19 protein-coding genes, 5 tRNA genes and 1 pseudogene are annotated in these 26,686 nt (G+C 70.2%); 13 read left to right on the top strand and 12 right to left on the bottom strand.

The genetic code is table 11. The features are described 5' to 3' along the window. Positions 1-28: 28 nt before the first annotated feature. From AB0G63_RS08450 to purM, 4 genes and pseudogenes are all read left to right on the top strand, one after another. Complete coding sequence (locus AB0G63_RS08450; protein WP_360746269.1) at positions 29-826, top strand: sterol carrier family protein; 798 nt, start codon at positions 29-31, stop codon at positions 824-826. A gap of 130 nt (positions 827-956) precedes the next feature. Further along, positions 957-1,283: pseudogene (locus AB0G63_RS08445) on the top strand (META domain-containing protein); the annotation flags it as partial. Positions 1,284-1,344: 61 nt separating this feature from the next. Next, positions 1,345-2,874 (top strand): amidophosphoribosyltransferase, encoded by a 1,530-nt coding sequence (gene purF, locus AB0G63_RS08440; protein WP_360746266.1) that lies wholly within the window; start codon positions 1,345-1,347, stop codon positions 2,872-2,874. A 44-nt stretch (positions 2,875-2,918) separates the two neighbouring features. Next, positions 2,919-3,986 carry a phosphoribosylformylglycinamidine cyclo-ligase gene (gene purM / locus AB0G63_RS08435; protein WP_360746263.1) on the top strand — a complete coding sequence of 356 codons (1,068 nt, stop codon included), beginning with the start codon at positions 2,919-2,921 and terminating at the stop codon, positions 3,984-3,986. 67 nt (positions 3,987-4,053) lie between these two features. On the opposite strand, the gene AB0G63_RS08430 is transcribed toward purM, so the two are convergent. Then, on the bottom strand, positions 4,054-4,308 hold the full coding sequence (locus tag AB0G63_RS08430) for a DUF3073 domain-containing protein (protein WP_324783065.1): 255 nt from the start codon (positions 4,306-4,308) through the stop codon (positions 4,054-4,056). A gap of 298 nt (positions 4,309-4,606) precedes the next feature. After that, positions 4,607-5,704, bottom strand: coding sequence for a Glu/Leu/Phe/Val dehydrogenase dimerization domain-containing protein (locus AB0G63_RS08425; protein ID WP_360746260.1), 1,098 nt, complete (start codon positions 5,702-5,704; stop codon positions 4,607-4,609). A 223-nt stretch (positions 5,705-5,927) separates the two neighbouring features. Between AB0G63_RS08425 and AB0G63_RS08420 the strand changes: the two genes are divergently transcribed. Together AB0G63_RS08420 and bldC are read left to right on the top strand one after the other, a co-directional pair. Continuing rightward, positions 5,928-6,770: a hypothetical protein gene (locus AB0G63_RS08420; RefSeq protein WP_360746257.1), complete on the top strand. Its 843-nt coding sequence runs from the start codon at positions 5,928-5,930 to the stop codon at positions 6,768-6,770. A gap of 630 nt (positions 6,771-7,400) precedes the next feature. Further along, complete coding sequence (bldC, locus tag AB0G63_RS08415; protein WP_003949541.1) at positions 7,401-7,607, top strand: developmental transcriptional regulator BldC; 207 nt, start codon at positions 7,401-7,403, stop codon at positions 7,605-7,607. A gap of 494 nt (positions 7,608-8,101) precedes the next feature. Here bldC and AB0G63_RS08410 read toward each other — a convergent pair whose 3' ends face one another. From AB0G63_RS08410 to AB0G63_RS08395, 4 genes are all read right to left on the bottom strand, one after another. Next, a complete protein-coding gene (locus tag AB0G63_RS08410; protein ID WP_360746254.1) occupies positions 8,102-8,293 on the bottom strand; it encodes a DUF6274 family protein in 192 nt (63 codons plus the stop codon). 431 nt (positions 8,294-8,724) lie between these two features. After that, positions 8,725-8,799: transfer RNA gene (locus AB0G63_RS08405), tRNA-Asp, on the bottom strand. Positions 8,800-8,892: 93 nt separating this feature from the next. Then, a complete protein-coding gene (gene hrpA, locus AB0G63_RS08400; protein ID WP_360746251.1) occupies positions 8,893-12,846 on the bottom strand; it encodes an ATP-dependent RNA helicase HrpA in 3,954 nt (1,317 codons plus the stop codon). 155 nt (positions 12,847-13,001) lie between these two features. Continuing rightward, positions 13,002-13,517, bottom strand: a complete 516-nt coding sequence (locus tag AB0G63_RS08395) for a hypothetical protein (RefSeq protein WP_360746248.1) — start codon at positions 13,515-13,517, stop codon at positions 13,002-13,004. Positions 13,518-13,590: 73 nt separating this feature from the next. On the opposite strand from AB0G63_RS08395, the gene AB0G63_RS08390 reads away from it, so the two are divergent. Beyond that, a complete protein-coding gene (locus AB0G63_RS08390) occupies positions 13,591-14,091 on the top strand; it encodes a transposase (RefSeq protein ID WP_360746578.1) in 501 nt (166 codons plus the stop codon). A 271-nt stretch (positions 14,092-14,362) separates the two neighbouring features. On the opposite strand, the gene AB0G63_RS08385 is transcribed toward AB0G63_RS08390, so the two are convergent. From AB0G63_RS08385 to AB0G63_RS08370, 4 genes are all read right to left on the bottom strand, one after another. After that, positions 14,363-14,436, bottom strand: a tRNA-Phe gene (locus AB0G63_RS08385). A gap of 24 nt (positions 14,437-14,460) precedes the next feature. After that, positions 14,461-14,535 (bottom strand) — tRNA-Asp (locus AB0G63_RS08380). 37 nt (positions 14,536-14,572) lie between these two features. Then, a tRNA-Glu gene (locus AB0G63_RS08375) sits at positions 14,573-14,645 on the bottom strand. Positions 14,646-14,725: 80 nt separating this feature from the next. After that, complete coding sequence (locus AB0G63_RS08370) at positions 14,726-16,297, bottom strand: metallophosphoesterase (RefSeq protein ID WP_360746245.1); 1,572 nt, start codon at positions 16,295-16,297, stop codon at positions 14,726-14,728. Between the two features lie 85 nt (positions 16,298-16,382). Here AB0G63_RS08370 and AB0G63_RS08365 point away from each other — a divergent pair, with 85 nt between their 5' ends. From AB0G63_RS08365 to AB0G63_RS08340, 6 genes are all read left to right on the top strand, one after another. Beyond that, positions 16,383-16,733 carry a metallopeptidase family protein gene (locus tag AB0G63_RS08365; RefSeq protein ID WP_360746242.1) on the top strand — a complete coding sequence of 117 codons (351 nt, stop codon included), beginning with the start codon at positions 16,383-16,385 and terminating at the stop codon, positions 16,731-16,733. An 891-nt stretch (positions 16,734-17,624) separates the two neighbouring features. Further along, the gene (locus AB0G63_RS08360; RefSeq protein WP_360746239.1) at positions 17,625-19,832 is read left to right on the top strand and encodes a DEAD/DEAH box helicase; all 2,208 of its coding nucleotides are present in this window, start codon (positions 17,625-17,627) and stop codon (positions 19,830-19,832) included. A 166-nt stretch (positions 19,833-19,998) separates the two neighbouring features. Beyond that, positions 19,999-21,546 carry an amino acid permease gene (locus tag AB0G63_RS08355; RefSeq protein WP_360746236.1) on the top strand — a complete coding sequence of 516 codons (1,548 nt, stop codon included), beginning with the start codon at positions 19,999-20,001 and terminating at the stop codon, positions 21,544-21,546. Positions 21,547-21,645: 99 nt separating this feature from the next. Then, positions 21,646-21,718, top strand: a tRNA-Lys gene (locus AB0G63_RS08350). A gap of 624 nt (positions 21,719-22,342) precedes the next feature. After that, the gene (locus AB0G63_RS08345) at positions 22,343-22,849 is read left to right on the top strand and encodes a DUF5994 family protein (RefSeq protein WP_360746234.1); all 507 of its coding nucleotides are present in this window, start codon (positions 22,343-22,345) and stop codon (positions 22,847-22,849) included. A 17-nt stretch (positions 22,850-22,866) separates the two neighbouring features. After that, positions 22,867-24,066, top strand: a complete 1,200-nt coding sequence (locus tag AB0G63_RS08340) for a PP2C family protein-serine/threonine phosphatase (protein WP_360746231.1) — start codon at positions 22,867-22,869, stop codon at positions 24,064-24,066. A gap of 41 nt (positions 24,067-24,107) precedes the next feature. On the opposite strand, the gene AB0G63_RS08335 is transcribed toward AB0G63_RS08340, so the two are convergent. Next, the gene (locus AB0G63_RS08335) at positions 24,108-24,590 is read right to left on the bottom strand and encodes a DUF5994 family protein (RefSeq protein WP_360746228.1); all 483 of its coding nucleotides are present in this window, start codon (positions 24,588-24,590) and stop codon (positions 24,108-24,110) included. A gap of 253 nt (positions 24,591-24,843) precedes the next feature. After that, positions 24,844-26,571, bottom strand: coding sequence for a GAF domain-containing protein (locus tag AB0G63_RS08330; protein WP_360746225.1), 1,728 nt, complete (start codon positions 26,569-26,571; stop codon positions 24,844-24,846). Positions 26,572-26,686: the final 115 nt, after the last annotated feature.

Below are 26,686 nucleotides of genomic sequence, written 5' to 3'. Positions count from 1 at the left end.
GCTCGCGTCCGCCGACTAGGCTCCCCGCATGTCACCGGCCAAGAAGCGCGCCCGCGTCTACGACCCCGTCAAGATCCGCGCCGCGGTCCTCGCCCAGTTCGGCAAGGTACGGCAGGCCGTGCGCACCCTCACCCCCGAGCAGCTGGCCGGTCCCACGCGGCTCGGCGAGTGGACCGTCCGTGACCTCGCCGCGCACGTGACCATGGCCGTGGAGACCGTCAGCCGCAATCTCGAACGCGAGGAGCCGGTCAAGGCGGAGCTCACGCTCACCGAGTGGCCCTTCGCCACCGCCACCCGCGCCGCCGACATCGCCGACGGCACCCGCGAGCTGGCCGCCGCCCACCCCGACCTGGACGCCCTCTACACCCGCACCGGCGAGCGCTTCGCCGAGGCCCTCGACACCGCCCCCGGCGACCGTCTCCTCGCCGCCCGCACCGGCGCCATGACCCTCGCCGACTACCTGGTCACCCGCACCGTCGAACTGATCGTCCACACCGACGACCTGAACGCCGCCGTGCCGGGCCTCGACATCCCCCACGACCGCCAGGCCCTCGCCGCCTGCACCCGGCTGCTCGCCGACGCGCTCGCCGCGAAGGCGCCCGGCGGCTCGACCGAGGTGCGCATCCCGCCGTACGCCGTCGTGCAGTGCGTCGAGGGGCCCCGGCACACCCGCGGCACTCCGCCCAACGTCGTCGAGACCGGTCCGCTGACCTGGATCAGGCTCGCCACCGGCCGGGTGGCGTGGCGGGACGCGCTCGAGCAGGCCGAGCTCAGCGCGAGCGGGGAACGGGCGGACCTGAGCGGGTTGCTGCCCCTGATGTCGTGATGTCGTGATGCCGTGAGGGAACCGATCGGCTCCCAGATCCCGTCAAAGCGGCATGAACAGGCACAAGCAGCGCATGACGCTGGCGGCCGCCGCCGCGCTCGTCCCGCTCGCGGTGGCCTGCGCCGGCCCGGAGGCCACCCCTCTGTACGGCACCAGGTGGACCGTCACCTCGCCCCCTGCTCACGGGCGCGCGTACCTCGTCCTCGACCGGCACACCGGCAGGGTCGGCGGCCGGCTCGGCTGCAACCGCGTCAGCGCCACCGCCACCGTCCGCGACGGCGGCATCACGCTGGGCCGTCCGGTCACCACCCGAATGATGTGCGACGCCTCACTCATGCGCATCGAACGGACCCTGCTGGGCCTCTTCGACGGCTCGGTGAGCTACCGAGTCGATCACGACACCCTCGCCCTGACCAGCGAAAACGGCACGACCGTCCGGGCCGTCGCGGACAACTGATCCGCTACCGCCGAGTAACCCGAATTCGGACCAGTGGTCGATCTCGCCTACACTCGGTGGCGTGCCACGTGGTGACGGTCGACTCAATCACGATCTGCTCCCCGGTGAGAAAGGCCCCCAGGACGCGTGTGGCGTCTTCGGTGTCTGGGCTCCGGGCGAAGAGGTCGCAAAGCTCACGTACTTCGGGCTCTACGCCCTCCAGCATCGGGGCCAGGAGTCCGCGGGAATCGCGGTCAGCAACGGCTCCCAGATCCTCGTCTTCAAGGACATGGGCCTGGTCTCCCAGGTCTTCGACGAGACCTCGCTCGGTTCGCTCCAGGGTCACATCGCGGTCGGACACGCCCGCTACTCGACCACCGGCGCCTCCGTGTGGGAGAACGCCCAGCCGACGTTCCGCGCCACCGGGCACGGCTCCATCGCGCTCGGCCACAACGGCAACCTGGTCAACACGGCGCAGCTCGCCGAGATGGTCGCCGACCTGCCCAAGGACCCCAGCGGCCGTTCGACCCGCGTCGCGGCCACCAACGACACCGACCTGCTCACCGCGCTGCTCGCGGCCCAGGTCGACGAGGACGGCAAGCCGCTGACCATCGAGGAGGCGGCCCACACCATCCTCCCGCAGGTCAAGGGCGCCTTCTCGCTCGTCTTCATGGACGAGCACACCCTCTACGCCGCCCGCGACCCGCAGGGCATCCGCCCACTGGTCCTCGGCCGGCTGGAGCGCGGCTGGGTCGTCGCCTCGGAGACCGCCGCCCTCGACATCTGCGGCGCCAGCTTCGTCCGCGAGATCGAGCCGGGCGAGTTCGTCGCCGTCGACGAGAACGGCCTGCGCACCTCACGATTCGCGGATGCGAAGCCCAAGGGCTGCGTCTTCGAGTACGTGTACCTGGCCCGCCCGGACACCGACATCGCCGGCCGGAACGTCTACCTGTCCCGGGTCGAGATGGGCCGCAAGCTGGCCAAGGAGGCCCCGGTCGAGGCCGACCTGGTCATAGCGACCCCGGAGTCCGGCACCCCGGCCGCCATCGGCTACGCGGAGGCCTCCGGCATCCCCTTCGGCGCGGGCCTGGTGAAGAACGCCTACGTCGGCCGGACCTTCATCCAGCCCTCGCAGACCATCCGGCAGCTCGGCATCCGGCTGAAGCTGAACCCGCTGAAGGAAGTCATCAAGGGCAAGCGGCTGGTCGTCGTCGACGACTCCATCGTCCGCGGCAACACCCAGCGGGCCCTGGTGCGCATGCTCCGCGAGGCGGGCGCCGCCGAGGTCCACATCCGGATCTCCTCGCCGCCCGTGAAGTGGCCCTGCTTCTTCGGCATCGACTTCGCCACCCGCGCCGAACTCATCGCCAACGGCATGACGATCGACGAGATCGGCACCTCCCTCGGCGCCGACTCCCTGGCCTACATCTCCATCGACGGCATGATCGAGGCGACCACCATCGCCAAGCCGAACCTGTGCCGCGCCTGCTTCGACGGCGAGTACCCGATGGACCTCCCGGACCCGGAGCTGCTCGGCAAGCAGCTGCTGGAGACCGAGCTGGCCGCCGGGACCGCCGCCACCGCGGCCACCGACGCGATCCGCCGTCCGTAGACGGCCCGTTCCACCTGCCGTACGACACGAAAGTCCTCATCGCCATGTCTGAGACAACTGGTGCCAGCTACGCAGCGGCGGGCGTCGACATCGAGGCGGGCGACCGCGCCGTCGAGCTGATGAAGGAGTGGGTGAAGAAGACCCGGCGCCCCGAGGTCCTCGGCGGCATCGGCGGCTTCGCCGGCCTCTTCGACGCCTCCGCCCTCAAGCGCTACGAGCGCCCCCTGCTCGCCTCCGCCACGGACGGCGTCGGCACGAAGGTCGACATCGCCCGCCAGGTCGGCGTCTACGACACCATCGGCCACGACCTGGTCGCCATGGTCATGGACGACATCGTGGTGTGCGGCGCCGAGCCGCTGTTCATGACCGACTACATCTGCGTCGGCAAGGTCCACCCCGAGCGGGTCGCCGCCATCGTCAAGGGCATCGCGGAGGGCTGCGTGCTGGCCGGCTGCGCCCTCATCGGCGGTGAGACGGCCGAACACCCCGGCCTGCTGGGCGAGGACGACTTCGACGTCGCCGGCGCCGGTACGGGCGTGGTGGAGGCCGACCGGCTCCTCGGCGCGGACCGCATCCGCAAGGGGGACGCGGTGATCGCCATGGCGGCCTCCGGTCTTCACTCGAACGGGTACTCGCTGGTCCGGCACGTGCTGCTGAACCAGGCCGGCCTCTCGCTCAACGCGCACGTCGAGGAGTTCGGCCGCACCCTCGGCGAGGAGCTGCTGGAGCCCACCAAGATCTACTCCCTGGACTGCCTGGCCCTGATCCGCACCGCGGACGTGCACGCGTTCAGCCACGTCACCGGCGGCGGCCTGGCCGCCAACCTGGCGCGCGTGATCCCCGACGGGCTGCACGCGGTCGTCGACCGCTCCACCTGGACCCCCGCCCCGGTCTTCGACCTGGTCGGCAGGACCGGTCGGGTCGAACGCCTGGAGCTGGAGAAGACCCTGAACATGGGCGTCGGCATGATCGCCATCGTGCCCGGGGAGTCGGCGGACGTGGCCCTGGCCACGCTGGCCGACCGCGGGGTCGACGCCTGGATCGCCGGCGAGATCACGGACAGGGGTGAGCACCCTACCGGCGCCGCCCTGGTCGGGGACTACGCGGGCTGAGGCCTTGTGGGCAGCACAGAACCCGGTCGGTGACCGGAGTCACCGACCGGGTGTGCTCAGTACAAGGTCAAGCGCCGCGACGATGCTGTGAGGACTGGCTGTCCTCGTCCTCCTCGTCGTCGTCCTCATAGAGGTCGGCGTAACGTGAGTACAGGTCGTCGTCGTCATGCTCATCGTCCTCGAAACGGTCGCCGTTCGGCGACTGGTTCGACGTCGATGCGCCCAGCTCCTCGGCCAGGCGTGAGAGGTCCGTCCCACCGCTGTTGTACTTCAGCTGGCGGGCGACCTTCGTCTGCTTGGCCTTGGCCCGGCCGCGCCCCATGGCTCGACCCCCTCAACGACGGGGCTCGACGGCCCCAGAGTCTTGACACGCGTTCATGATCCGGAACGGGCTCTCCGTGGAGAGACCGGTCCGTAGGGCTTCCACGGTACCTGAGCCCACGCACATACGGTACGTCGCCCGCACCCCGCGCGTGTGCACAGGACCTTCGAGGCGCCCCGTCCTCGCTGGTCAACCGCGATTTTAACCACTTATCGGCGGCCGACCCGCCGACGAACGTGAGAGTTCTCTCTAAGTGCCCGTCGGCGGGTACCGGCCAAACCCGCCGGGCGCCCCCCGATCAGAGGCCCCGGCGGCCCTCCGCCATCCGCTGCTCGGCGATCCGGTCCGCCGCCGCGGCCGGCGGAATACCGTCCTCCTTCGCACGAGCGAAGATGGCAAGCGTGGTGTCGAAGATCTTCGCCGCCTTCGCCTTGCACCGGTCGAAGTCGAAGCCGTGCAGCTCGTCGGCGACCTGGATGACGCCGCCGGCGTTCACCACGTAGTCCGGCGCGTAGAGGATCCCGCGGTCGGCGAGGTCCTTCTCCACGCCCGGATGGGCGAGCTGGTTGTTGGCGGCGCCGCAGACCACCGCGGCGGTCAGCACGGGCACGCTGACGTCGTTCAGTGCCCCGCCCAGCGCGCACGGGGCGTAGATGTCCAGGCCCTCCACGCGGATCAGCGCGTTCGTGTCGGCGACCGCGCTCACGCCCGCCGGGTGCGCGTCGAGGATGTGCCGTACGGCGTCCTCGCGCACGTCCGTGACCACGACCTCGGCGCCCTCGTCCAGCAGGTGGGTCACCAGGTGACGGCCGACCTTGCCGACGCCCGCGATGCCCACCCTGCGGCCACGCAGCGACGGGTCGCCCCACAGGTGCTGGGCGGACGCCCGCATGCCCTGGTAGACACCGAACGCGGTCAGCACCGAGGAGTCGCCGGCGCCGCCGTTCTCCGGGGAGCGCCCGGTCGTCCAGCGGCACTCGCGCGCCACCACGTCCATGTCGGCGACGTACGTGCCGACATCGCACGCGGTGACGTACCGCCCGCCGAGAGAGGCGACGAACCGGCCGTAGGCCCGCAGCAGCTCCTCGGTCTTGACCCGCTCCGGGTCGCCGATGATCACGGCCTTGCCGCCGCCGTGGTCGAGACCGGCCATGGCGTTCTTGTACGACATGCCGCGCGCGAGGTTGAGCGCGTCGGCGACGGCCTCCGCCTCGGTGGCGTACGGATAGAACCGTGTGCCGCCGAGCGCGGGACCCAGCGCGGTGGAGTGGATGGCGATGACGGCCTTCAGGCCGCTGGCACGGTCCTGGCAGAGCACGACTTGCTCATGACCGCCCTGGTCCGAGTGGAACAGGGTGTGCAGTGCATCAGCAGGTGCGCCGGTTACGTCGGTCACTGTGGTGACTCCTGGAAAGTAGCGGCGGTCGGAGAGCAGCTCCCCTGGGGTGGTGGGCGCTGCTGTGAGGACGAGATTAGAGCCTGCCCGCCCACCTGCGCCGCGCACCGCCGGGGATCTTCCCCTGGCAGAGTACGGACGTGCGACGATTTGGAGGGATTTCCCGCACGTCCCGGGCGGGTCCCGCAGGTTTTCCCGGTGATGGGCAGGGGAGGGAGCAGGCGTGCCCAAGGTGTCCTCGGTGATCGTCCCCTACACGACGTACCTGCGCGTGTACGAGCCGCTGGCCGCCTTCCCCGAGCCGGAGCGCGGTCACTGGGCGCGCTACGCCCGCCGCCCCGACCGGCCGTCGTACCAGGACGAACTGCGCCGTTCCCTGGCCGACTTGGTGCCCACCCCGCCGGTGCCGGTGCCGGTGCACGAGAGCAGCGACGCGTTCGTGATCGACGTCGACGGGGTGGTGTGCGTGTGCCCCTGGCGGACCCGGCTGCGCGGCTGGCAGGCCCTGGGCGAGCTGGCCGGGGAACTGCCGAAGCCGGTGCTGGACGCGGTGCTGCCGGAGGTCGTGCGGCAGCAGGCGGCCCGGGACTACGAGCGCTGGCTGAACCGCAACCCCGACGCCCGTCCGTGGATCCGCACCTCGACCTGGCAGGTGCCGCTGCACTGGTTCGTGCTGGTGTCGGACGGGGAACGGCGCTTCGACAAGGGCTCCGGCGAGATCCCGCCGATGCTGCGCTACCGGACGCCCATGGTGCAGGCCCGGCGCCGGGTGGCGCGGGCCCTGCGCGCGCTGCGCGACGCCGTCGACGAGGGGCCGCTCATCGACGGCCTGGTCGACGTGGGGCGCTGGCTGGAGGAGTTCCACCCCCGCTCGCTGGTGGAGCTCGACTACGGCGGGCTGGTGCACCTGCTGCCGGCCGGCGACCTGGAGGGCGACCACTCGGCGGCGGACGTGGCCGAGGGCATCGAGGCGCTGCGGCGGGGCGACGGCGAGGCCGCCGGTGCCGCGTACGCGCGGCTGGTGGAGCGGTGGCGGTCGGTCAGGGACCTGCGGTCGGCGAACTGAGTCCGGGGCCTGGGCCAGGTCCTGGGGCTTGGTTCCTGGGCTCCGGTTCCTGGGCTCGGATTCCTGGGCTCGGATTCCTGGGCTCCGGGAGGCGAACTGGCGTTTGACGCGGCGCCCTTTTTGGGGTTTCGTCCTCGCACCGACTGATGCTCCGGCTGCCTGAGGCGTCGTCAACATGGGACGTAGGACCCGGATCCGGGCCAAAGCGTCAAGCGTGACGGACCGCACTTACACGCCCCTTGCATCCCTTGCCCCTCCTCATGCCAAAATAGGACAAGGAGTCCGGGGAGGGCTCTGTCCGTCCCGCTACGTTCCACGGCGGGCGGAATCTCCGCGTTGCGTGCTTTGGGGGGTCTGGTGACTCCTGATCGCCCTGTGACTGATCGTCACAGCGGCGTGACTGTCCGCTATGGCATGGTCCATCGGCTTCCGTCGGTGATGGACACCTGGAGGGCAATTCCATCGGTTTGGCCGACGGGGCTGGACAGATGGTGTAGTTGTAGTGCCGAGGACAAGCCGTTCGTCCTATAACCGACTCGACTCGCGTCCGCCATTTCGGGCAACGCGGGTCAAGGTGCAGAATTTAGAGGAAAGAACCGAGAAGGTTCGGTTCTCCCGAGGAGGCCGCTCATGACCGCTCGCACCCCTGATGCCGAGCCGCTGCTGACCCCGGCTGAGGTCGCCACCATGTTCCGTGTCGACCCCAAGACGGTCACGCGGTGGGCGAAGGCCGGCAAGCTCACGTCGATCCGTACGCTCGGCGGGCACCGCCGTTATCGCGAGGCTGAGGTCCGCGCACTGCTCGCGGGCATCCCGCAGCAGCGCAGCGAGGCCTGAACAACTGCATGACCGGGCAAATCGGCAGGTCCCCCAACGTGCCGAGGAGCCCGAACCCCAGTTCCAAGCGACGCGGGTCCTGCCCCAACAGGGCCTTCGCCCGGGCTCTTGGGAGCCCTCCCAGCACGTGACAGGGTGCGTCGTCGATCGCGCTGGACCCCGCCGGGTCCAGCGCGATCTTTTTTGTGCGCCCGGCGCCCGGCGGCCGACACGTCTGTGAGCGGGCTTGTCGGAGTCTGGGGAGGGCTGTCGGAACCGCTGTGGGAGACCCCGGGACGGGAGCCGGACGGGGCCGCGGGACGCACATCCCGGAGAGTGCAATTGCACATATTAAATTGACCAGTTGTAGGTCAGGCGTAAATACCGCGCTTTCAGAAACTCATGCAGTGACACCCGTCACACATCGGAGCCCGGCCGCCTCCAGACTACGCACACGAACGGAACCCCACGTTCCACCTTGCCACGCCCGAGCAGCTGCCGGAGTACGCCGAAGGTCACGCGGTGGTAGGCCTTTCGTCCCCCGCCGGCTCCTCCGGCACCTGGACGGGACGCGACGGCGAGTCCATCGCCAGGCGCAGCAGACGAAGGCAGATCGGACAACGCCGGGTCAGATGCCCGTACGACGACGCGGCCGACAGGTGCGCCCGGAGCAGCGCCCGCGTCTCGTGCCTAGCCGATGCCGCCATACGCCACCTCCAGGGGGCCGCGCGGGAACGCGCCCTGGTTTCTGGGTACCGAGCGAATGTGACGCCGTCAAGACCGCACACGGCCCGCACGAGCCTGCAGCGACCCCTGGGCCCGCAGCGACGAAAGCGGCAGCGAAAGAACCCGGATCCACAGCCCAGGGCCCGCTTCCGAGCCCCAACGACAAAGCTGCCCGCCCCCCGGAGAGGGCGGCGGGCAATGGACCAGGGGGCGACGCGAAAGTGCCCGCTTCCCTGACGGGGTGCGGGCACTTCCGCTACTGCGGTCCTGACGGGATTTGCTGTACCCGATCGCGGCTGCGCCGCGGGCGCGGCCTCCACCTCGACAGGGTGGCGGGCAATCGGTCGGGGGGCGAAACGAGCAAGACGAAAGTGCCCGCTTCCCTGACGGGATGCGGGCACTCTCACCACTGCGGTCCTGACGGGATTTGAACCCGCGGCCTCCACCTTGACAGGGTGGCGAGCACTCCAAACTGCTCCACAGGACCAGGTTTCGCAGCACCATCCGTGCGTTGCGCTGCGAGAAGGACTCTACAGGAGGGTGAGCCCCCTGGTCGAACTCACCCAGCGTACCCGCCCGACTACGGCACCGCCGCGTCGATCGCCTTCACGATCCGCTTGTCCGAGACGGGATACGCCGTCCCGAGCGCATGCGCGAAATAGCTGACCCGCAGCTCCTCGATCATCCAGCGGATGTCCAGCACCGAAGCGGGAACCGGGCGGCCCTTCGGCAACTGCTCCAGCAGCCACGCGTACTCGTCCTGCATCTCCCGCACCTTCTCCATACGCGTGGTGTCCCGCTGCACGTTGGTCGGCATCTGCTGCAACCGCCGGTCGGCGGCCACCAGGTACCGCATCAGGTCCGGCAGCCGCCGAAGCCCCGCCGCCGTCACGAAACCGGGCCTCACCAAGGCGTCCAACTGCCCCCGCACGTCCTGGAGGTTTGCCAGCAGCGCGGGGCTCCGAACGCCCTTCAGACGGCGCTCACAGGCCTGCCAGGCGGCAAGGACCTGCTGCACCTGCCCGACCGTGCGGACCGTCGTGTCGACGATCTCCGCCCGCACCTTGTCGAACAGCTTCCGGTACGACTCCTCGTCCCACACCGGACCACCGAAGTCCGCGATCAGCCTGTCGGCCGCCGCCATCGCACAGTCGTCGAACAAAGCCTGCACCGAACCATGCGGATTGGCGGACAGCGCCAGCTTCTGCGCGTTCGTCAGGCGATCGCTCGCGAATTTGGCCGCGTTCACCGGGATGTTGCGCAGGATCAGCCGACGCGTCCCCCGCCACATCGCCTCCGCCTGCTCGGCCTCCGTGTCGAACAGACGCACCGACACCGTGTCACCGTCGTCCACCAGCGCCGGATACGCCTTCACCGGCTGGCCGGCCCGCCGGGTCTCGAAGACGCGGTCGAGCGTGCCGATCGTCCAGTCCGTCAGACCCTGACGCTCCAGCGACTCCCCGCCCCGCCGCTCGGCCGTAGCCGCCGCTGCCTGGGACAGCGCCTTGCGCGCCCTCGGCTTCAGCCGCAGCCGCAAAGCCTCCAGATCCTTGTCCTCCGCCAGCTTGCGGCGCCGCTCGTCGACGATACGGAACGTGACACGCAGATGGTCCGGCACCCTCGACCAGTCGAAGTCCTCCGCCTCGAACGGCACCCCGACCATCCGCCGCAGCTCACGCGCCATCGTCACCGTCAACGGCTCCTGAAGAGGAACCGCCCGCTCCAGGAACGCCTTCGCATAGTTCGGCGCCGGGACATAGTGACGGCGGACCGGCTTCGGCAGCGAACGGATCAGCTCCGTCACCAACTCCTCCCGCAACCCCGGGATCTGCCAGTCGAAACCCTCGTCCGCGACCTGGTTCAGAACCTGCAACGGGATGTGCACCGTCACACCGTCCGCGTCCGCGCCCGGCTCGAACTGGTACGTCACCCGGAACTTCAGATCACCCTGCCGCCAGGAGTCCGGATAGTCGGCCTTCGTCACCGCCTCCGCCGACTCCCGGATGAGCATCTCCCGCTCGAAGTCGAGGAAGTCCGGCTGCTCCTGCCGCTTGCGCTTCCACCACGAGTCGAAATGCGCACCCGACACCACGTGTTCGGGCACCCGCTGCTCATAGAAGTCGAACAGCGTCTCGTCGTCGACCACGATGTCCCGGCGCCGCGCCCGGTGCTCCAGCTCCTCCACCTCGCTCAGCAGCCGGCGGTTGTCGGCGAAGAACTTGTGATGGGTGCGCCAGTCGCCCTCCACGAGCGCGTTGCGGATGAACAGCTCCCGCGACACCTCCGGGTCGATACGGCCGTAATTCACCTTCCGCTGGGCGACGATCGGCACGCCGTACAGCGTCACCTTCTCGTACGCCATCACCGCCGCCTGGTCCTTCTCCCAGTGCGGCTCGCTGTACGTCCGCTTCAGCAGATGCCCGGCGAGCGGCTCCACCCACTCCGGCTCGATCCTGGCGTTCACCCGCGCCCACAGCCGGGACGTCTCCACCAGCTCCGCGGACATCACGAAACGCGGCTGCTTCCGGAACAGCGCCGAACCCGGGAAGATCGCGAACTTCGCGTTCCGCGCCCCCAGATACTCGTTCTTGTTGCCGTCCTTCACATCCTTCATCCCGATGTGGGACAGCAGCCCGGCCAGGAGCGAGACGTGGACGCGGTCCGCGGGGGCGTCCTCCTCGTTGAGGTGGATGCCCATCTGCTTCGCCACCGTGCGCAGCTGGGTGTAGATGTCCTGCCACTCGCGGATGCGCAGGAAGTTCAGGTACTCCTGCTTGCACATCCGCCGGAAGGAACTGGACCCCCGCTCCTTCTGCTGCTCGCGCAGATACCGCCACAGGTTGAGGTAGGCGAGGAAGTCGCTGCTCTCGTCCTTGAAACGGGCGTGCTGCTGATCGGCCTGCGTCTGCTTGTCGGCGGGACGCTCACGCGGGTCCTGGATGGACAGCGCGGCCGCTATCACCATCACCTCACGGACACAGCCGTTGCGGTCCGCCTCCAGCACCATGCGGGCCAGCCGCGGATCGACCGGCAGCTGCGCCAGCTTCCGGCCCGTCTGCGTCAGCCGCTTGCGCGGATCCTTCTGCGCCGGATCCAGCGCGCCCAGCTCCTGCAGCAACTGCACACCGTCACGGATGTTCCGGTGATCCGGCGGATCGATGAACGGGAACTTCTCGATCTCACCCAGACCCGCCGCGGTCATCTGCAGGATGACGGAAGCCAGGTTCGTCCGCAGGATCTCCGCGTCCGTGAACTCCGGCCGGGCGAGGAAATCCTCCTCGCTGTACAGCCGGATGCAGACACCGTCACTCGTACGACCACAACGGCCCTTGCGCTGATTGGCGCTCGCCTGCGAGACCGGCTCGATCGGCAGCCGCTGCACCTTGGTGCGGTGACTGTAACGGCTGATACGGGCGAAACCAGGATCGATCACGTACTTGATCCCGGGAACGGTCAGCGACGTCTCGGCGACATTCGTCGCCAGCACGATCCGGCGCCCCGTGTGCGGCTGGAACACCCGGTGCTGCTCGGCGTGCGACAACCGGGCGTACAGCGGCAGGATCTCCGTGAACCGATACTTCTTCTTCTCCAGCGCGTCCGCCGTGTCACGGATCTCCCGCTCACCGGACAGGAAGACCAGGATGTCGCCCGGCCCCTCGCCCATCAGCTCCTCGACCGCGTCCGTGATCGCGGTGATCTGATCCCGGTCGGAGTCGTCGCCGTCCTCCTCCAGCAGCGGCCGGTACCGCACCTCCACCGGATACGTCCGCCCACTGACCTCCACGATCGGCGCGTCACCGAAATGCCGCGAAAAACGCTCCGGATCGATCGTCGCGGAGGTGATGACGACCTTCAGATCCGGCCGGCGCGGCAGCAACTGCGCCAGATACCCCAGCAGGAAGTCGATGTTCAGAGACCGCTCATGGGCCTCGTCGATGATGATCGTGTCGTAGGCGCGCAGCTCCCGGTCCGTCTGGATCTCGGCGAGCAGGATGCCGTCCGTCATCAGCTTGATGAAGGTGGCCTCCGGATTCACCTGGTCGGTGAACCGCACCTTCCAGCCCACCGACTCCCCCAACGGGGTGTCCAGCTCCTCCGCGACCCGCTCCGCGACCGTACGGGCGGCGATACGGCGCGGCTGGGTGTGCCCGATCATGCCGCGCACCCCCCGCCCGAGCTCCAGACAGATCTTCGGGATCTGCGTCGTCTTCCCGGAGCCTGTCTCACCCGCCACGATCACCACCTGGTGATCGCGGATCGCCTCCGCGATGCCGTCCTTCTTCTGACTGACCGGCAACTGCTCGGGATACGTGACGGCGGGCACGCGGGCACGCCGCTCACCGATCCGCTCCTCGGCCTTGCCGATCTCCTCCTCGATCTCGGCGAGCACAGCGGCCCGGGCCTCCGGCTTACGGATCTTGCGCGCGCCCTCGAGCCGGCGCCCGAGCCGGTGCGCGTCACGCAGGGACAACTCGGTCAGCCGGGAGGCGAGCACGCCGAGGACCGGTGCGGCGGGGGCAGGGTGCGTAGACATACGCGTTCCAGGATCTCATCCCCAAGAAATTCCTGGCGAGCGATTTGCCCCCGACGCCCCACACGGCCCGCCACCACAGTCCCGGACGCACGTTCGAGCACCCGCTCATCCAGGCGAAACAGCGACAAAAACCCCGATCGAACAGCCATCACGACCTAGGTTCCCTGTTCGTGAAACTGGTGCTGCGGATCAAACTGCTCCCGACGCCCCCACAGGCATCGGCCCTCGAAGCGACCCTCCGCGCCTGCAACCAAGCCGCCAACCACGTCTCCGCCATCGCCCACGCCGACCGCACCACCGACATCCGAGCCCTCCGAGCCCGGACCTACACCCACCTCAAGGACAACTGGAACCTCGGCGCCCAAGCCGCCCAGCACGTCATCAAGAAGACCCGCGACGCATACACGTCCCTCAAGAGCAACCTCAAAGCCGGCAACCTCGGCAAGCCAGGCACCCGGGGGCACAAGGCAGCCACCGGAAAACCCCTCACCTTCCGCACCCACGCCGCCCAGCCCTACGACGACCGCATGCTCTCCTGGCAGACGGAACGACGCACCGTCTCCATCTGGACCACCGCAGGCCGCGTCAAACACCTCCCCTACACCGGCAGCGAAGAACACCTCCGACTGCTCGACCAGTACCGCCGAGGCGAATCCGACCTGCTGACCCACAACGGCCAGTGGTACCTCATGGCCACCCTCGACATCCCCGACCCCCCCACAGAACCCCGCCCCGCACGGATTCATCGGCGTCGACCTCGGCATCGCCGACATCGCCACCACCTCCACAGGACACCGGCACAGCGGCAGACGACTCAACCGCACCCGCGCCAACGACCGGAAGCTGCGCACCGAACTCCAGAAGAAGGGCACACGGTCCGCGAAACGACGGGCCAAACGCCACGCGGGCAGAGAAGCCAGACGAACCCGCGACATCAACCACAAGATCAGCAAGCACATCGTGGCGGAGGCTCAACGCACCGGCCGCGGCATCGCCCTCGAAGATCTGAAGGGCATCCGCGAACGGGCACGGCTGAAAAAGCCCCAACGCGTCACGATCAACTCCTGGGCCTTCCACCAGCTCGGCGCCTTCATCGCCTACAAGGCGCGCCGGGCCGGAGTCCCCCTGGTCCACGTGAACCCCGCGTACACCAGCCAGGAGTGCTCGCGCTGTCACCACATCGACCGGCGCAACCGGCCCAGCCAGGCCGTGTTCGTTCGTCTGCAGGTCCTGCGGCTTCGTTGAGCACGCGGACCTCAATGCGTCCCACGTCATCAGCCGGCGCGGCTGGTGGGTGTGGGTCTGCGGGGCCGAGTCACAGGTCCCTGCCCTCACGCTGATCGTGTAGGGCTGGATGCGCCGTTCCCGCCGAAGCCATCGGCGGCAACGAGCTGCAAGCCGGGGAGCACGGCTCTCGGGCAGCGGACGCGATCGCTCGTACGAGTGATCCAGTGATCCAGCAGAACAGGCAGCCACAGACAACAAGGCCCTGATCCGAAGATCAGGGCCTTTGCTGTGGCTGGGGCCGGGGTCGAACCGGCGACCTTCCGCTTTTCAGGCGGACGCTCGTACCAACTGAGCTACCCAGCCGCAAGGTTTCACGTGAAACCTCAGCGGTCCTGACGGGATTTGAACCCGCGGCCTCCACCTTGACAGGGTGGCGAGCACTCCAAACTGCTCCACAGGACCAAGCTTCGTGTACGACAGTGTCGCACACCGTACTGCGTGCCCCCAACGGGATTCGAACCCGTGCTACCGCCTTGAAAGGGCGGCGTCCTAGGCCGCTAGACGATGAGGGCTATCGGCCCGCCTGGGCGCTTCTCAGCGCGTCGGGGACGTGAGAAGCATATGGGATGGCGGGAGGTATCGCCAAAACGGTTTAAGGGGTGGAGGCGGAAGGGGCGGGAGAGGAGGGAGTGGCGCCCGGTTTGTTCTCGTCCGGGAGGTGGCGGGCGACCTCGGCCGTGGTCTCGCCCAGGCCGCCGAGTTTTATCGAGTCCCAGGCCTGGAGCCGGCGGGTGTCCCGGTCGAAGTAGAGGACGGACGCCTCGATCGGCGCGGGGTACTGGCGTTCCAGTGCGCGCAGGCCGCTGCCGCCGGTGGAGCCCTCCATGCGCAGGCGGGTGCCGTAGCGCATGACCTCGTCGCCCTCGTGGTGCAGGTGTCCGCACAGGACCAGCGGCACCGTGCCGTCCGTCTCGCGTGCCGCCGACGGTTCGTGGGCGAGGGCGATGTCGACGGGGGTGCCCGCGTTGGTCTGGTCGCGCAGGGCGGCGGCGAGGCGGGCGCCCGCGAGTTCCTCCGAGGCGTCGGCTCCTGGTGCCTTCGAGCGGTCGGGGGTGAACTGCGGGTCGCCGATGCCGGCGAAGCGCAGTCCGGCGATCGTCTGTGCCCGGCCGTCGTCGAGGACGTGGACGTTGCCCATGCGGGAGAGGTAGCGCTGGGTGGCGGCGGAGTCGTGGTTGCCCCTGACCCAGACGTACGGGGCGCCCAGGTCCTTGATGGGGTCGAGGAAGCCGTTCTCGGCGGCCGTGCCGTGGTCCATGGTGTCGCCGGTGTCCACGATGACGTCGACCTTGTACTGGTCCACCAGCGAGGCGATGATCTTCCAGCTCGCCGGGTTGAGGTGGATGTCGGACACGTGCAGGACGCGGACGGTGCTGGGGTCCGGCTGGTAGGCGGGGAGCGTGGAGGTGACGTCGTAGAGCTTGGTCACGTTGGTGACGAGGCGGGCGAGCTCTTTCTGGTAGACGTCGAACTCGGTGACGATGCTGCGGGCGTTGCCGACCAGGGACGGGGCCGAGGAGAGCAGGCCGGAGTACTTGGGTTCGAGGACGGATTCGGGGTTCCAGGTGGCGTACGCGGATGCCCCGGAGGCGCCGAGGAGTGCGAGGGCGAGGCCGCCGGCGGCGAGGGCGCGGCGGGGGCGGCGGTAGACGGCGAGGCCGAGGGCGGTGGCGCCGGAGACGACGGCGACGCAGGAGCGCAGGGCGAGGTCGCGGGTGCCGTCCTCGATGTCGTGGGCGACTTCGTCCTGGAGGCCGGAGAGGCGTTCGGGGTGGTCGACGAGGGCTTGGGAGCGGACCGGGTCGAGTTGGTCGACGTTGACGTCGAGGCGGACGGGTGCGTGGTGGCTGTTGAGTTGGAGGGCGCCGAGCGGTGAGATGTTGATCTTCGTTCCGCCGGTGAGGGAGGGGCGCAGGGTCATGGTGGTGTCCATGGGGCCTACGGGGACGCGGACGTTGCCGACTATGAGCAGGCCGAGCCAGGCGCCGAGCAGGACGACGGTGATGAGGCCGAGGGCGCGGGTCCAGGGGCGGGGTCGCGCGGGCAGTTCCATGGTGGGGTGCGGTCGGTGTGTGCGGTGGCGGCGGGTGAGGGGGCGCGGGGTCCTGCGGATCCGGTTCACGACGGTCGCGGCGATGGCGGGGACGGCGGGGACGCGGGCCATTGGTCGCGTATGCCCAGGTGTGCGGCTGGATATGCGGTGGTGCGCATGGCTCTCGTTGCGGTGGGTCGTGGCTGACAATGGGCGTGTGCTGGAGATGACACGCGAGGAGTTCGAGGAACTGGTCGCCGAGGCGCTCGACCGGATTCCGCCGGAGTTGACGCGGTTGATGGACAACGTGGCGGTGTTCGTCGAGGACGAGCCTCCGGTGGATGATCCCGATTTGCTCGGGTTGTACGAGGGTACCCCGCTGACGGATCGGGGCGAATGGTATGCGGGGGTGCTGCCGGATCGGATCACGGTGTACCGGGGGCCCACGTTGCGGATGTGCGAGACCCGGGAGGACGTGGTGGCCGAGACGGAGGTGACGGTGGTGCATGAGATCGCGCACCATTTCGGCATCGACGACGCTCGGCTGCACGCGCTGGGTTACGGGTAGGCCGTCGTCGGCGCGTTGCGCGTGTCCTCTTGTGGGCGGCGGGAGTTGGGCAGGTTGACTTCGTCCCTCTCGGAGGTGGCTGCCCGTGCGCCCCTTGTACGTGTCCGTCCGTCTGGCCGCTGCGGTCGTGGCTGTCGCCGCGGCTGCCAGCTGCATGAGTGTGGGTGACGACGGGGGCGGGGGTGTCAGGCCGTCGCGTTCCGTCGGGGAGCGGGGTGGTGCCGCGCCGGACGGGGGGACGGCGATGTCCGGGGGCGGGGCCGGGGTCGGGGCTGCGGTGGGTGGCAGGCACGGGAAGGGCCGGGGGAAGGGGAAGGGCGGGCGGAAGAAGGGGGAGGGGCGGGGGTCCGCCTCCGCTGCCGCTTCGCCGTCGGCGTGGGCTGGTGAGTCGGTGCGTCCGGGTGGGCCGGGGGTGAGTTCCGGGCCGGGGGTCCCGGGGTCGACCGGGGGGCAGCAGCCGACGCCGACGCGGTCCGATGTGACGGAGCCCACGCCGACTCAGGAGCCGTCGTCGTCGGCGCCGGAGCCGCCGCCGTCGGCCGAGCCGTCGTCGTCGGCGCACGAGCAGGGGCCGCAATTGGCGGGGCGGGAGCCGGTGCCGGTACCGGCGGCGGGGGCGCCGGTGTAGGGGCGGGAGGCGCTTGTACGGGGGCGGTGTGCCGGTGCGGGGGGTGGGGTGTGACGTACGTCCCGGGGGCTCGGTTTGCCTTGGGGGGCGGTGGGTGCGTATGGTGGTAGATCGTTTGATCCCATTTGCCCGGCGCCAACGCAGAGCGCGCCGTGTGGCGCGTACTCTCCCTTGCCGTGGCTGACCGCACAGAGGCGGTCGTATTGCGAATCACGGAGTTGACGGGCGCGTGCCGACGAGACTCCGGAAGGTTTCGCATACGCATGTCCATTTCCAGTGCTGATCACGTCGTCGTGTCCGAGAACGTCGTCGTGTCCGAGAACGTCGTCGTGTCCGAGAACGACGAGGCGACCGACGCCCCCGAGGTCACTTTCGCCGACCTCGGTCTGCCCGAGGGCGTCGTGCGCAAGCTGGCGCAGAACGGCGTGACCACTCCCTTCCCGATCCAGGCCGCGACCATCCCGGACGCCCTGGCCGGCAAGGACATCCTGGGCCGGGGCCGCACCGGTTCCGGCAAGACCCTGTCCTTCGGTCTGCCGACGCTGGCCGCGCTGGCCGGCGGCCGCACCGAGAAGCACAAGCCGCGCGCCGTCATCCTCACGCCGACGCGTGAGCTGGCCATGCAGGTGGCGGACGCGCTGCAGCCGTACGGCGACGTTCTCGGGCTGAAGATGAAGGTCGTCTGCGGCGGCACGTCGATGGGCAACCAGATCTACGCCCTGGAGCGCGGCGTCGACGTCCTCGTCGCCACGCCGGGCCGGCTGCGCGACATCATCGGCCGTGGTGCCTGCTCCCTGGAGGACGTGCGGATCGCCGTCCTGGACGAGGCCGACCAGATGTCCGACCTGGGCTTCCTGCCGGAGGTCACGGAGCTGCTCGACCAGGTGCCGGCCGGCGGCCAGCGGATGCTGTTCTCCGCGACCATGGAGAACGAGATCAAGACGCTCGTCGACCGTTACCTGAAGGACCCGGTCTCGCACGAGGTCGACGCGGCGCAGGGCGCGGTGACGACCATGTCGCACCACATCCTGATCGTGAAGCCCAAGGACAAGGCGCCGGTCACCTCGGCGATCGCCTCCCGCAAGGGCCGCACGATCATCTTCGTGCGTACCCAGCTGGGCGCCGACCGTGTCGCCGAGCAGCTGCGCGACGCGGGTGTGAAGGCGGACGCGCTGCACGGCGGCATGACGCAGGGCGCCCGGACCCGGACGCTGGCCGACTTCAAGGACGGGTACGTCAACGTCCTGGTCGCCACCGATGTCGCCGCCCGCGGCATCCACGTCGACGGCATCGACCTGGTGCTGAACGTGGACCCGGCCGGTGACCACAAGGACTACCTGCACCGCGCCGGCCGTACGGCCCGTGCGGGCCGCACCGGCACGGTGGTGTCGCTGTCGCTGCCGCACCAGCGTCGTCAGATCTTCCGGCTGATGGAGGACGCGGGTGTCGACGCCTCGCGTCACATCATCAACTCGGGTACGGCCTTCGAGCCGGAGGTAGCCGAGATCACCGGCGCCCGGTCGATGACGGAGGTTCAGGCGGAGTCCGCGGGCAACGCCGCTCAGCAGGCCGAGCGTGAGGTCGCGCAGCTGACCAAGCAGCTGGAGCGGGCGCAGCGGCGTGCGGCGGAGCTGCGGGAGGAGGCGGACCGGCTGATCGCGCGGGCCGCCCGTGAGCGGGGCGAGGACCCGGAGGCGGCGCTGGCCGAGGCGCAGGCGGCCGCGGTGGCGGAGGCCGTCGAGGTGTCGGTGCCGGAGCAGCCGGCCGCGCGGGACGTGGACGCCGCCGAGCGCGAGGAGCGTTCGGAGGGTTCGTCGTCGTACGAGCGGCGTGAGCGCCGGGACGACCGGGGCGACCGGGGCGGGCGTTCGTTCGAGCGGCGTGACGACCGGGGTGACCGTGGCGGGTTCCGCCGGGACGAGCGGCGCGACGACCGTGGTGGGCGTTCGTTCGAGCGGCGTGACGATCGTGGCGGGTTCCGTCGGGACGAGCGGCGTGACGACCGGGGTGACCGTGGTGGATTCCGTCGTGACGACCGTGACGACCGTGGTGGTTTCCGTCGTGACGACCGGGACGACCGTGGTGGGCGTTCGTTCGAGCGGCGTGACGACCGTGGCGGGTTCCGTCGTGACGAGCGGCGTGACGACCGGGGTGACCGTGGCGGGTTCCGCCGGGACGAGCGGCGTGACGACCGTGGCGGGCGGTCCTTCGAGCGGCGTGACGACCGTGGCGGGTTCCGCCGGGAGGAGCGTTCGGGTGGGCGTTCGTTCGAGCGGCGTGACGAGCGGGGCGGGCACCGCGGCAGTGACCGTCCGTTCAACCGCGACCGCCGTGACGACCGTCCCGGTTTCCGTGCGGGCGGGCACGAGCGCCCGTTCGGCCGCCGTGACGACCACCGTGGGGCCGACCACCGTGGGGCCGGTTCCTTCGGTCGTCGTGACGACAAGCCGCGCTGGAAGCGCAACGGCTGATCCGTCGGCCGGACCCGTCGGCTGACGCGGGGTGATTCTGGAGGGGCCCGTACGACTTCGTGTCGTGCGGGCCTCTTCGTCTTTCGCGTACGCGGCGACGGCGAGGGGCATTTTTTGGCCATGTTGTGACGCATGTCACGCCTCCGGCGCGGGAATCGCTGGGGACATGACAGATGACGCCATCGCGACTGGGCTGTCGGACGAAGAACGGCTTGCCCAGCTCGGCTACACGCAGGTCCTTGCCCGCCGCATGTCGGCGTTCTCCAACTACGCGGTCTCCTTCACGATCATCTCGGTCCTGTCGGGCTGCCTGACGCTGTACCTGTTCGGCATGAACACCGGCGGCCCCGCCGTGATCACCTGGGGCTGGGTCGCGGTGGGCCTGATGACGCTGTTCGTCGGTCTGGCCATGGCCGAGATCTGTTCGGCCTACCCGACGTCGGCCGGCCTGTACTTCTGGGCGCACCGGCTCGCTCCGCCGCGCACGGCGGCCGCCTGGGCGTGGTTCACGGGCTGGTTCAACGTGCTGGGCCAGGTCGCCGTGACCGCGGGCATCGACTTCGGCGCCGCGTCCTTCCTGGGCGCCTATCTGAACCTGCAGTTCGGCTTCGAGGTCACGCCCGGCCGGACGGTCCTGCTGTTCGCGGCGATCCTGCTGCTGCACGGCCTGCTGAACACGTTCGGGGTGCGGATCGTCGCCCTCCTCAACAGCGTCAGCGTGTGGTGGCACGTGCTGGGTGTGGCGGTGATCGTCGGCGCGCTGGCCTTCGTCCCGGACAGGCACCAGTCGGCGTCCTTCGTGTTCGGCGAGTTCGTGAACAACACGGGCTGGGGCAGCGGCGTGTACGTCGTCCTGCTCGGTCTGCTGATGGCGCAGTACACGTTCACCGGGTACGACGCCTCGGCCCACATGACGGAGGAGACGCACGACGCGTCCACGGCCGGACCGAAGGGGATCGTCCGCTCGATCTGGACGTCCTGGATCGCGGGCTTCGTGCTCCTGCTGGGCTTCACCTTCGCCATCCAGTCCTACGACAGGCAACTCGCGTCGCCGACCGGGGCGCCGCCGGCCCAGATCCTGCTCGACGCGCTGGGCGCGACGGCCGGGAAGCTGCTGCTGCTGGTGGTGATCGGCGCGCAGCTGTTCTGCGGGATGGCGTCGGTGACGGCCAACAGCCGCATGATCTACGCCTTCTCGCGGGACGGGGCGCTGCCCTTCTCGCACGTCTGGCACACGGTCAGCCCGCGCACGCGCACCCCGGTGGCGGCGGTGTGGCTGGCGGCGGCCGGGGCGCTGGTCCTCGGTCTGCCGTACCTGATCAACGTGACGGCGTACGCGGCGGTGACGTCGATCGCCGTGATCGGCCTGTACATCGCCTACGTCATTCCGACGCTGCTGCGGGTGCGCAAGGGCGCGGACTTCGAGCGGGGGCCGTGGCACCTGGGCCGCTGGTCGCAGTTGGTGGGTGTGGTGGCGGTGGCGTGGGTCGGCGTGATCACGGTGCTGTTCATGCTGCCGCAGGTGTCCCCGGTCACCACGGAGACGTTCAACTACGCTCCCGTGGCCGTGCTGGTGGTGCTCGGCTTTGCCTCGACCTGGTGGCTGGCGTCGGCCCGGCACTGGTTCCTCAACCCGGAACACGCCCGCACCCTCGCCCGTGAGACGGCCCGTGAGGCGGCCCGGGCGGGTGCGGCGGAAAAGGTCGATCCGTAACACTCCCGGCCCCGGCCGCAGTTCCGACGCGGCCGTGTCCGCGATACCCGATCGGAGACACGGCCGCGTCCGGCTATGCTCGGGTAGGCAACATCGCCAGGGCCCTTAGCTCAATTGGCAGAGCAGTGGACTTTTAATCCATTGGTTGTGGGTTCGAGTCCCACAGGGCCTACGGCTGGTAGGCGGGGTATATGACCCCTGACCTGCTGTGCAGCGTCCGGGTCGGCTTCGGCCGGCTCGGACGCTGCTTCGTTTTCGGGCTCCTTGCGTGAGCGACGCGTGAGCGACGCGTGAGCGGGAAGCGCGGCCATGCGGCGGGTTCGTGTGAGACCACCCGCAGCGGATACCCGGCGGGCGTGAGGTACGGCAGTGTGCCTCACGAGTGGGCCGTCTGCCCCGGATGTCTCCATGAGTGCTCGGCAGGCGGTGCGCTCGTGCGTCGAGCCCGTCCGCTGCTGCGGCTCGACGAGGAGGCCGGCGGCGTACGGGGCCGATGGGCGTGTCGAGCTCGGAGTGGCCCTGCTCCATCCGGCCGACCGGGTCGGACAGGCCGTCCACGACTCCTGGGGCCGGCGGAACCACGGGGAGACGGCCGGGCTGCCCGGTCGGTGCGCTCCTCGCGTGCCGGCCCGGTCCCGGGAGAGCGGATCTTCGCCGTCTGCGTCTCGGGCCGCCGGTCCAGGGCGGGCGTAGCCTGGGAGGTGCCGAGTGCATGTCGGGCGCACGGTCACGGCAGCGCCGTTCCCGGCAAGTGACGAACGAGGGCGGCTCCGGGCCGCCCGGACGGGATCGCACGATGGACGACTCCCTCACACCGCCCGCCGGGGGCGCACCACCGCGCGACGCGCACACGTACAGCATGCCGTTGGCACGGCTGAGCCTCACGCCGGAGGCCAGCCACGGACCGCTGGACGGCGCGTGGTGGCCGCGTTGTGACGCCCTGGAACTGGAGCTGCCCGCGCTCGTGGGCTCGCTCGACCCCGGCCGTGGCACGGTCACCCGCGTCACGGTGGGTGCTGCGGCCTGGCCTGACGCGCCACTCACCGTGTCGGCGCCCGACCACGTGATCGAGGTCGTTCTGAGCGACGCCACCGCGGAGGAGCACGCCATCACCCTGGACTGCGGCACCGTGGGGCGCTGGGAGCTGCTGGTCGTCCCGCCCGACGAGCCGGCCGGAACCGCCGCACGCCTGCTGACCGCCGCCGCCGATCCGTGGAACCCGCAGTCGGCTCAGCACACCTTCGCTCGTGTCGAGGACGGCTCCGGTCAGGAGAGCGCGGGGGAGCAGCACGGACCGTGCTGAAGTGATGGGACGGGCAGATGACGGCCGAACCGGGCACGGACCGCTCCGAGAGCTTCGGGGAAGCGCTCCTGGGAGCGCTCCTCGATCGCGCGCATGAGCTGCCGGCCCACCTCATCGGCCCACTCGTCGCCGACGTGATGGAGCGGCTGGGGGGCCGCCGTCCGCAGATCCTGCTGCAGGACTACAGCCAGCTGCTGCTCGTCCCCCTGCCCGGCGAGGGCCTCGCGGACGGGGACCCTCAGGTGATCGACGATTCCGCCGCGGGCGGCTGCTTCCTCGACGCGCTGCCCGTCGAGCTGCCCGGGGAGGACGGTGTACGCGTCCATCTGCCGCTGCTGGACGGCGGCGATCAGGTGGGCGTCATGGCGGTGACGTTGGACGAGGTCGACGACGACGACCGCCGCCTGCTGCGCCGGGTCGCCGGACTGGTGGCTGATCTGCTGGTGACCAAGCACGGCTACTCCGACCTGTTCTTCCGGATGCGCCGCGGTGAGGAGATGAGCGTGGCCGCCGAGATCCAGTGGTCCCTGCTGCCGCCGCTGGCCATGATCATGCCGCGGGTCGCCGTGGCCGGGGTCCTGGAGCCCGCCTACGACGTGGCGGGAGACAGCTTCGACTACGCGCTCAACGGCGACATGCTGCACGTTGCCATGATCGACGCGATGGGGCACGGCCTCGGTGCGGCCACCATGGCCACCGTGGCCATCGGCGCCTACCGCCATGCCCGCCGCCTCGGCATCGGCCTGGCGGAGATCTACGCCTACATGGACGACGCCGTGGCGAAGCAGTTCGGCGCCGACCACTTCGTCACCGCGCAGATGATGCGGCTGGACACGACGACGGGTCGCTTGCAGTGGGTGAACGCCGGTCACCCCGCGCCGATGCTCGTCCGCGACCACCGCGTCACGCACCGGCTGGTCGGGCCGACGACCCTGCCGGTGGGCCTGGGCGGTGCGGAGCCGGAGGTCAGTGAGCTGGGGCTGGAGCGCGGAGATCGCGTCCTGTGCTTCACCGACGGGCTGATCGAGGAGCACACGGCGGGCGGGGAGCAGTTCGGGGAGGAGCAGTTGATCGGCCTGGTGAACGGGCTGGAGCGGACCGGCCGTGGGGTCCGGGCGGTGGCGCGTGCCCTGTCACACACACTCAAGCGGGCGCGCGGCGGACGGACCACGGACGACGCCACGCTGCTCCTGGTGGAGTGGCGCGGCGTCGGCTGACCCCACCGCCGCCTCCGCGGCCCGCCGGGCGGGACGACTCGTCAGCCCGACGGCGTCCGCCCTCGTCCTGTGTCGACGAGGATCTGCCGCGCGGAGCTGACGTTGCCGGCCAGGACAGCCTGGGCCATCGCCGCCCGAGCGTCCTCGGGGGCTGCCTCCGGCGGGATGACCAGCAGCGAGAAGTGGTCCCTGTCGCCCCGGGTGATCAAGATGGTGTCATCGCCCACCGGGAAGGAGTCCACCCGCACCACGTGGTCGTCGACGGCGATCCGGGTGGGGACCCCCGCCCAGGCCGTGGCGTCCAGCCCCACCCGACTCAGGGGGCCGAGGTACTCCGTGAGCGCATCCAGCAGTGCCGGCAACTCCGCACCGATGTCATGGGATCGCGGCCACCACGCCCCGTCGAGAACCCCTTCGCGCGATGCCGTCGTCTGAAGCCGGAGCAGTGCGCACCCAGGTCGTACGGTCTGATGGATGCCACTCGGCAGCTGCTGGGGAGCGGGGGATGTGTCGGAGTCGGTCATGAGGACCACGCCTTCGGGATCCGGCGGACACGGGGTGCGCCGTGCTGCTGACCACGCTACTCCCCTCACTGCGAGTGCCGGTGCCGTCGGGAATCACCGGTCTCGCTGTGATTCTCCGGTGTCGCCGGGAATCGTCGGCCCGCCCGGATACGGTGCCGCGCTGCTCGCCGAGACCGGCGGCAGCGGCGCCGCCGGAAACGCCGCGGGCTCCTGCCGGAGCTGTCGAGGCGGACGACCGCGTGGAAGCCGTCGGTCAGGTGGCGTCCGGGCCGTAGGCGGGCAGCGGCACGGACCACTCCAGGACCGTGCCGGAGGGTTCGCGGCGGCCGACGACGAGGTGTCCGCCGAGTTCCCCGGCGCGGCTGTGCATGTTGGCCAGACCGCTGCGGCGGGTGACGGCGGGGTCGATGCCGCGTCCGTCGTCGGCGACGGTCAGCCGCAGGGTCGCGTCCGACGCATCCACGGTGATCTCCACAGCGGAGGCGACCGCGTGCCGGGCCGTGTTGGACAGCGCTTCACGCAGTACCGCCAGGAGGTGGTCGGCGTGGTGCGCGGACACGTCGGTGTCGAGCAGGCCGGTCATGCGCAGTGCCGGGGTGAAGCCGAGGGCCGCGGCGGCCTCGGCGCTCAGCGCCACGAGCCGGGAGCGCAGGCCGTCGCGGCGGCCTGGCTGGTCCTGGTGCTGCAGCCCGAAGATGGTGGAGCGGATGACCTTGATGGTGTCGTCCAGGTCGTCGACGACCCGCTGGACGCGCTCGGCGGCGTCCGGACGGTCGCCGAGGCGGCCGAGGGCGGCCTGCAGGCTCAGGCCGTCGGCGAACAGCCGTTGGATGACCAGGTCGTGCAGGTCCCGCGCGATGCGGTCGCGTTCCCCCAGAAGAGTGAGCTGTTCGGCGTCCCGGCGGTGCTCGGCGATCTCCAGCGCCAGGGCGGCCTGGTCGGCGAAGGCGCACACCATCTCCACCACCGCCTCGTCGAAGGGGGCGCCGCCGGGTTCGTTGGCCACCTGCAGCACGCCCCGCACCCGCTCGCGGCCGGCGACCGGGACGAAGAAGGCGGGTCCGAGCGGGACGACGGAGGCGCTGCCGCCCGCGATGCGGGAATCGGCGGCCAGGGATGCGCTGCTGACGGTCTGTCCCGTCGCGTAGACCTTCGCCGCCAGGGTGGTGTCGGGCAGCGCCAGGCCCCGCACCCGGCCGGCCGAACGGCCGGCCGCCGCCTCCACGACCAGTTCCTCGCCGTCGCCCACCGGGAGGGCCAGGGTCACCAGGTCCGCGCCGGTCATCTCCCGCACCGTGTCGGCCAGCGACCGCAGGGTCCGTGCGGGGTGCTCGCCGGACAGCAGGGCGCGTGTCAGGTCCGCACCGGCCGCGAGCCGGCGTTCGCGGTGCCGGCTCTCGTCGTAGAGGCGGGCGTTGTCGATGGCCACGCCCGACGCGGCGGCCAGGCTGCGCAGGACCGTTTCGTCGTCGGCGTCGAACGGCCGGCCGTCCCGCTTGCCGGCCAGGTACAGGGTGCCGTAGACCTCGCCACGGACCTGTACGGCGGTGTCGAGGAAGCTGAGGGAACGCGGCTCGCGAATCAGCGGCTCGCGAATCAGCGGGTCGGGCGGCGGGTCGGGCGGCGGGTCGGGGAGGGCCCGGCTCCGGGGGCGGGACCCGGTATGCCGGATCGTCGGCTCCTGGTCGCAGTCGGGGCCGCGTTCGACGGTGACGAACTGCCGTATCCGGCCTTCCTCGCCCAGGACGCCCAGCGCACCGTAGTCGGCGTCCACCAGGTCGGCCGCGGACTGCACGATCCGCCGCAGCAGGTCTTCCAGGTCCAGGTCTCCGCTGATCGCGACGACGGCGTCCAGCAGCGTCTGCATCCGGTCGCGGCCGTCGAGGACCCCCCGGGCGTGCTCTCGCCGCCCGTCCGGCGCCGCCCTGCTGGGCAGCCGCTGGTCAGAGCCCTCACTGTTCGTGCCCGACCGGTCGTTCACGGAGCCGCCTCACCTCCCGAACCGGCATACGTCTCCAGCATGCGCAGACAGCCCCACCGGATCGCAACGGCAACTGCAACGGCACGGCCAGGGACGGACACGGGGGTGGTCCGCA

The organism is Streptomyces sp. NPDC020996, assembly GCF_040641355.1.
GTDB lineage: Bacteria > Actinomycetota > Actinomycetes > Streptomycetales > Streptomycetaceae > Streptomyces.
The sequence above is the reverse complement of the archived record's forward strand: the minus strand, read 5'-3'. Positions and strand labels throughout refer to the sequence as shown.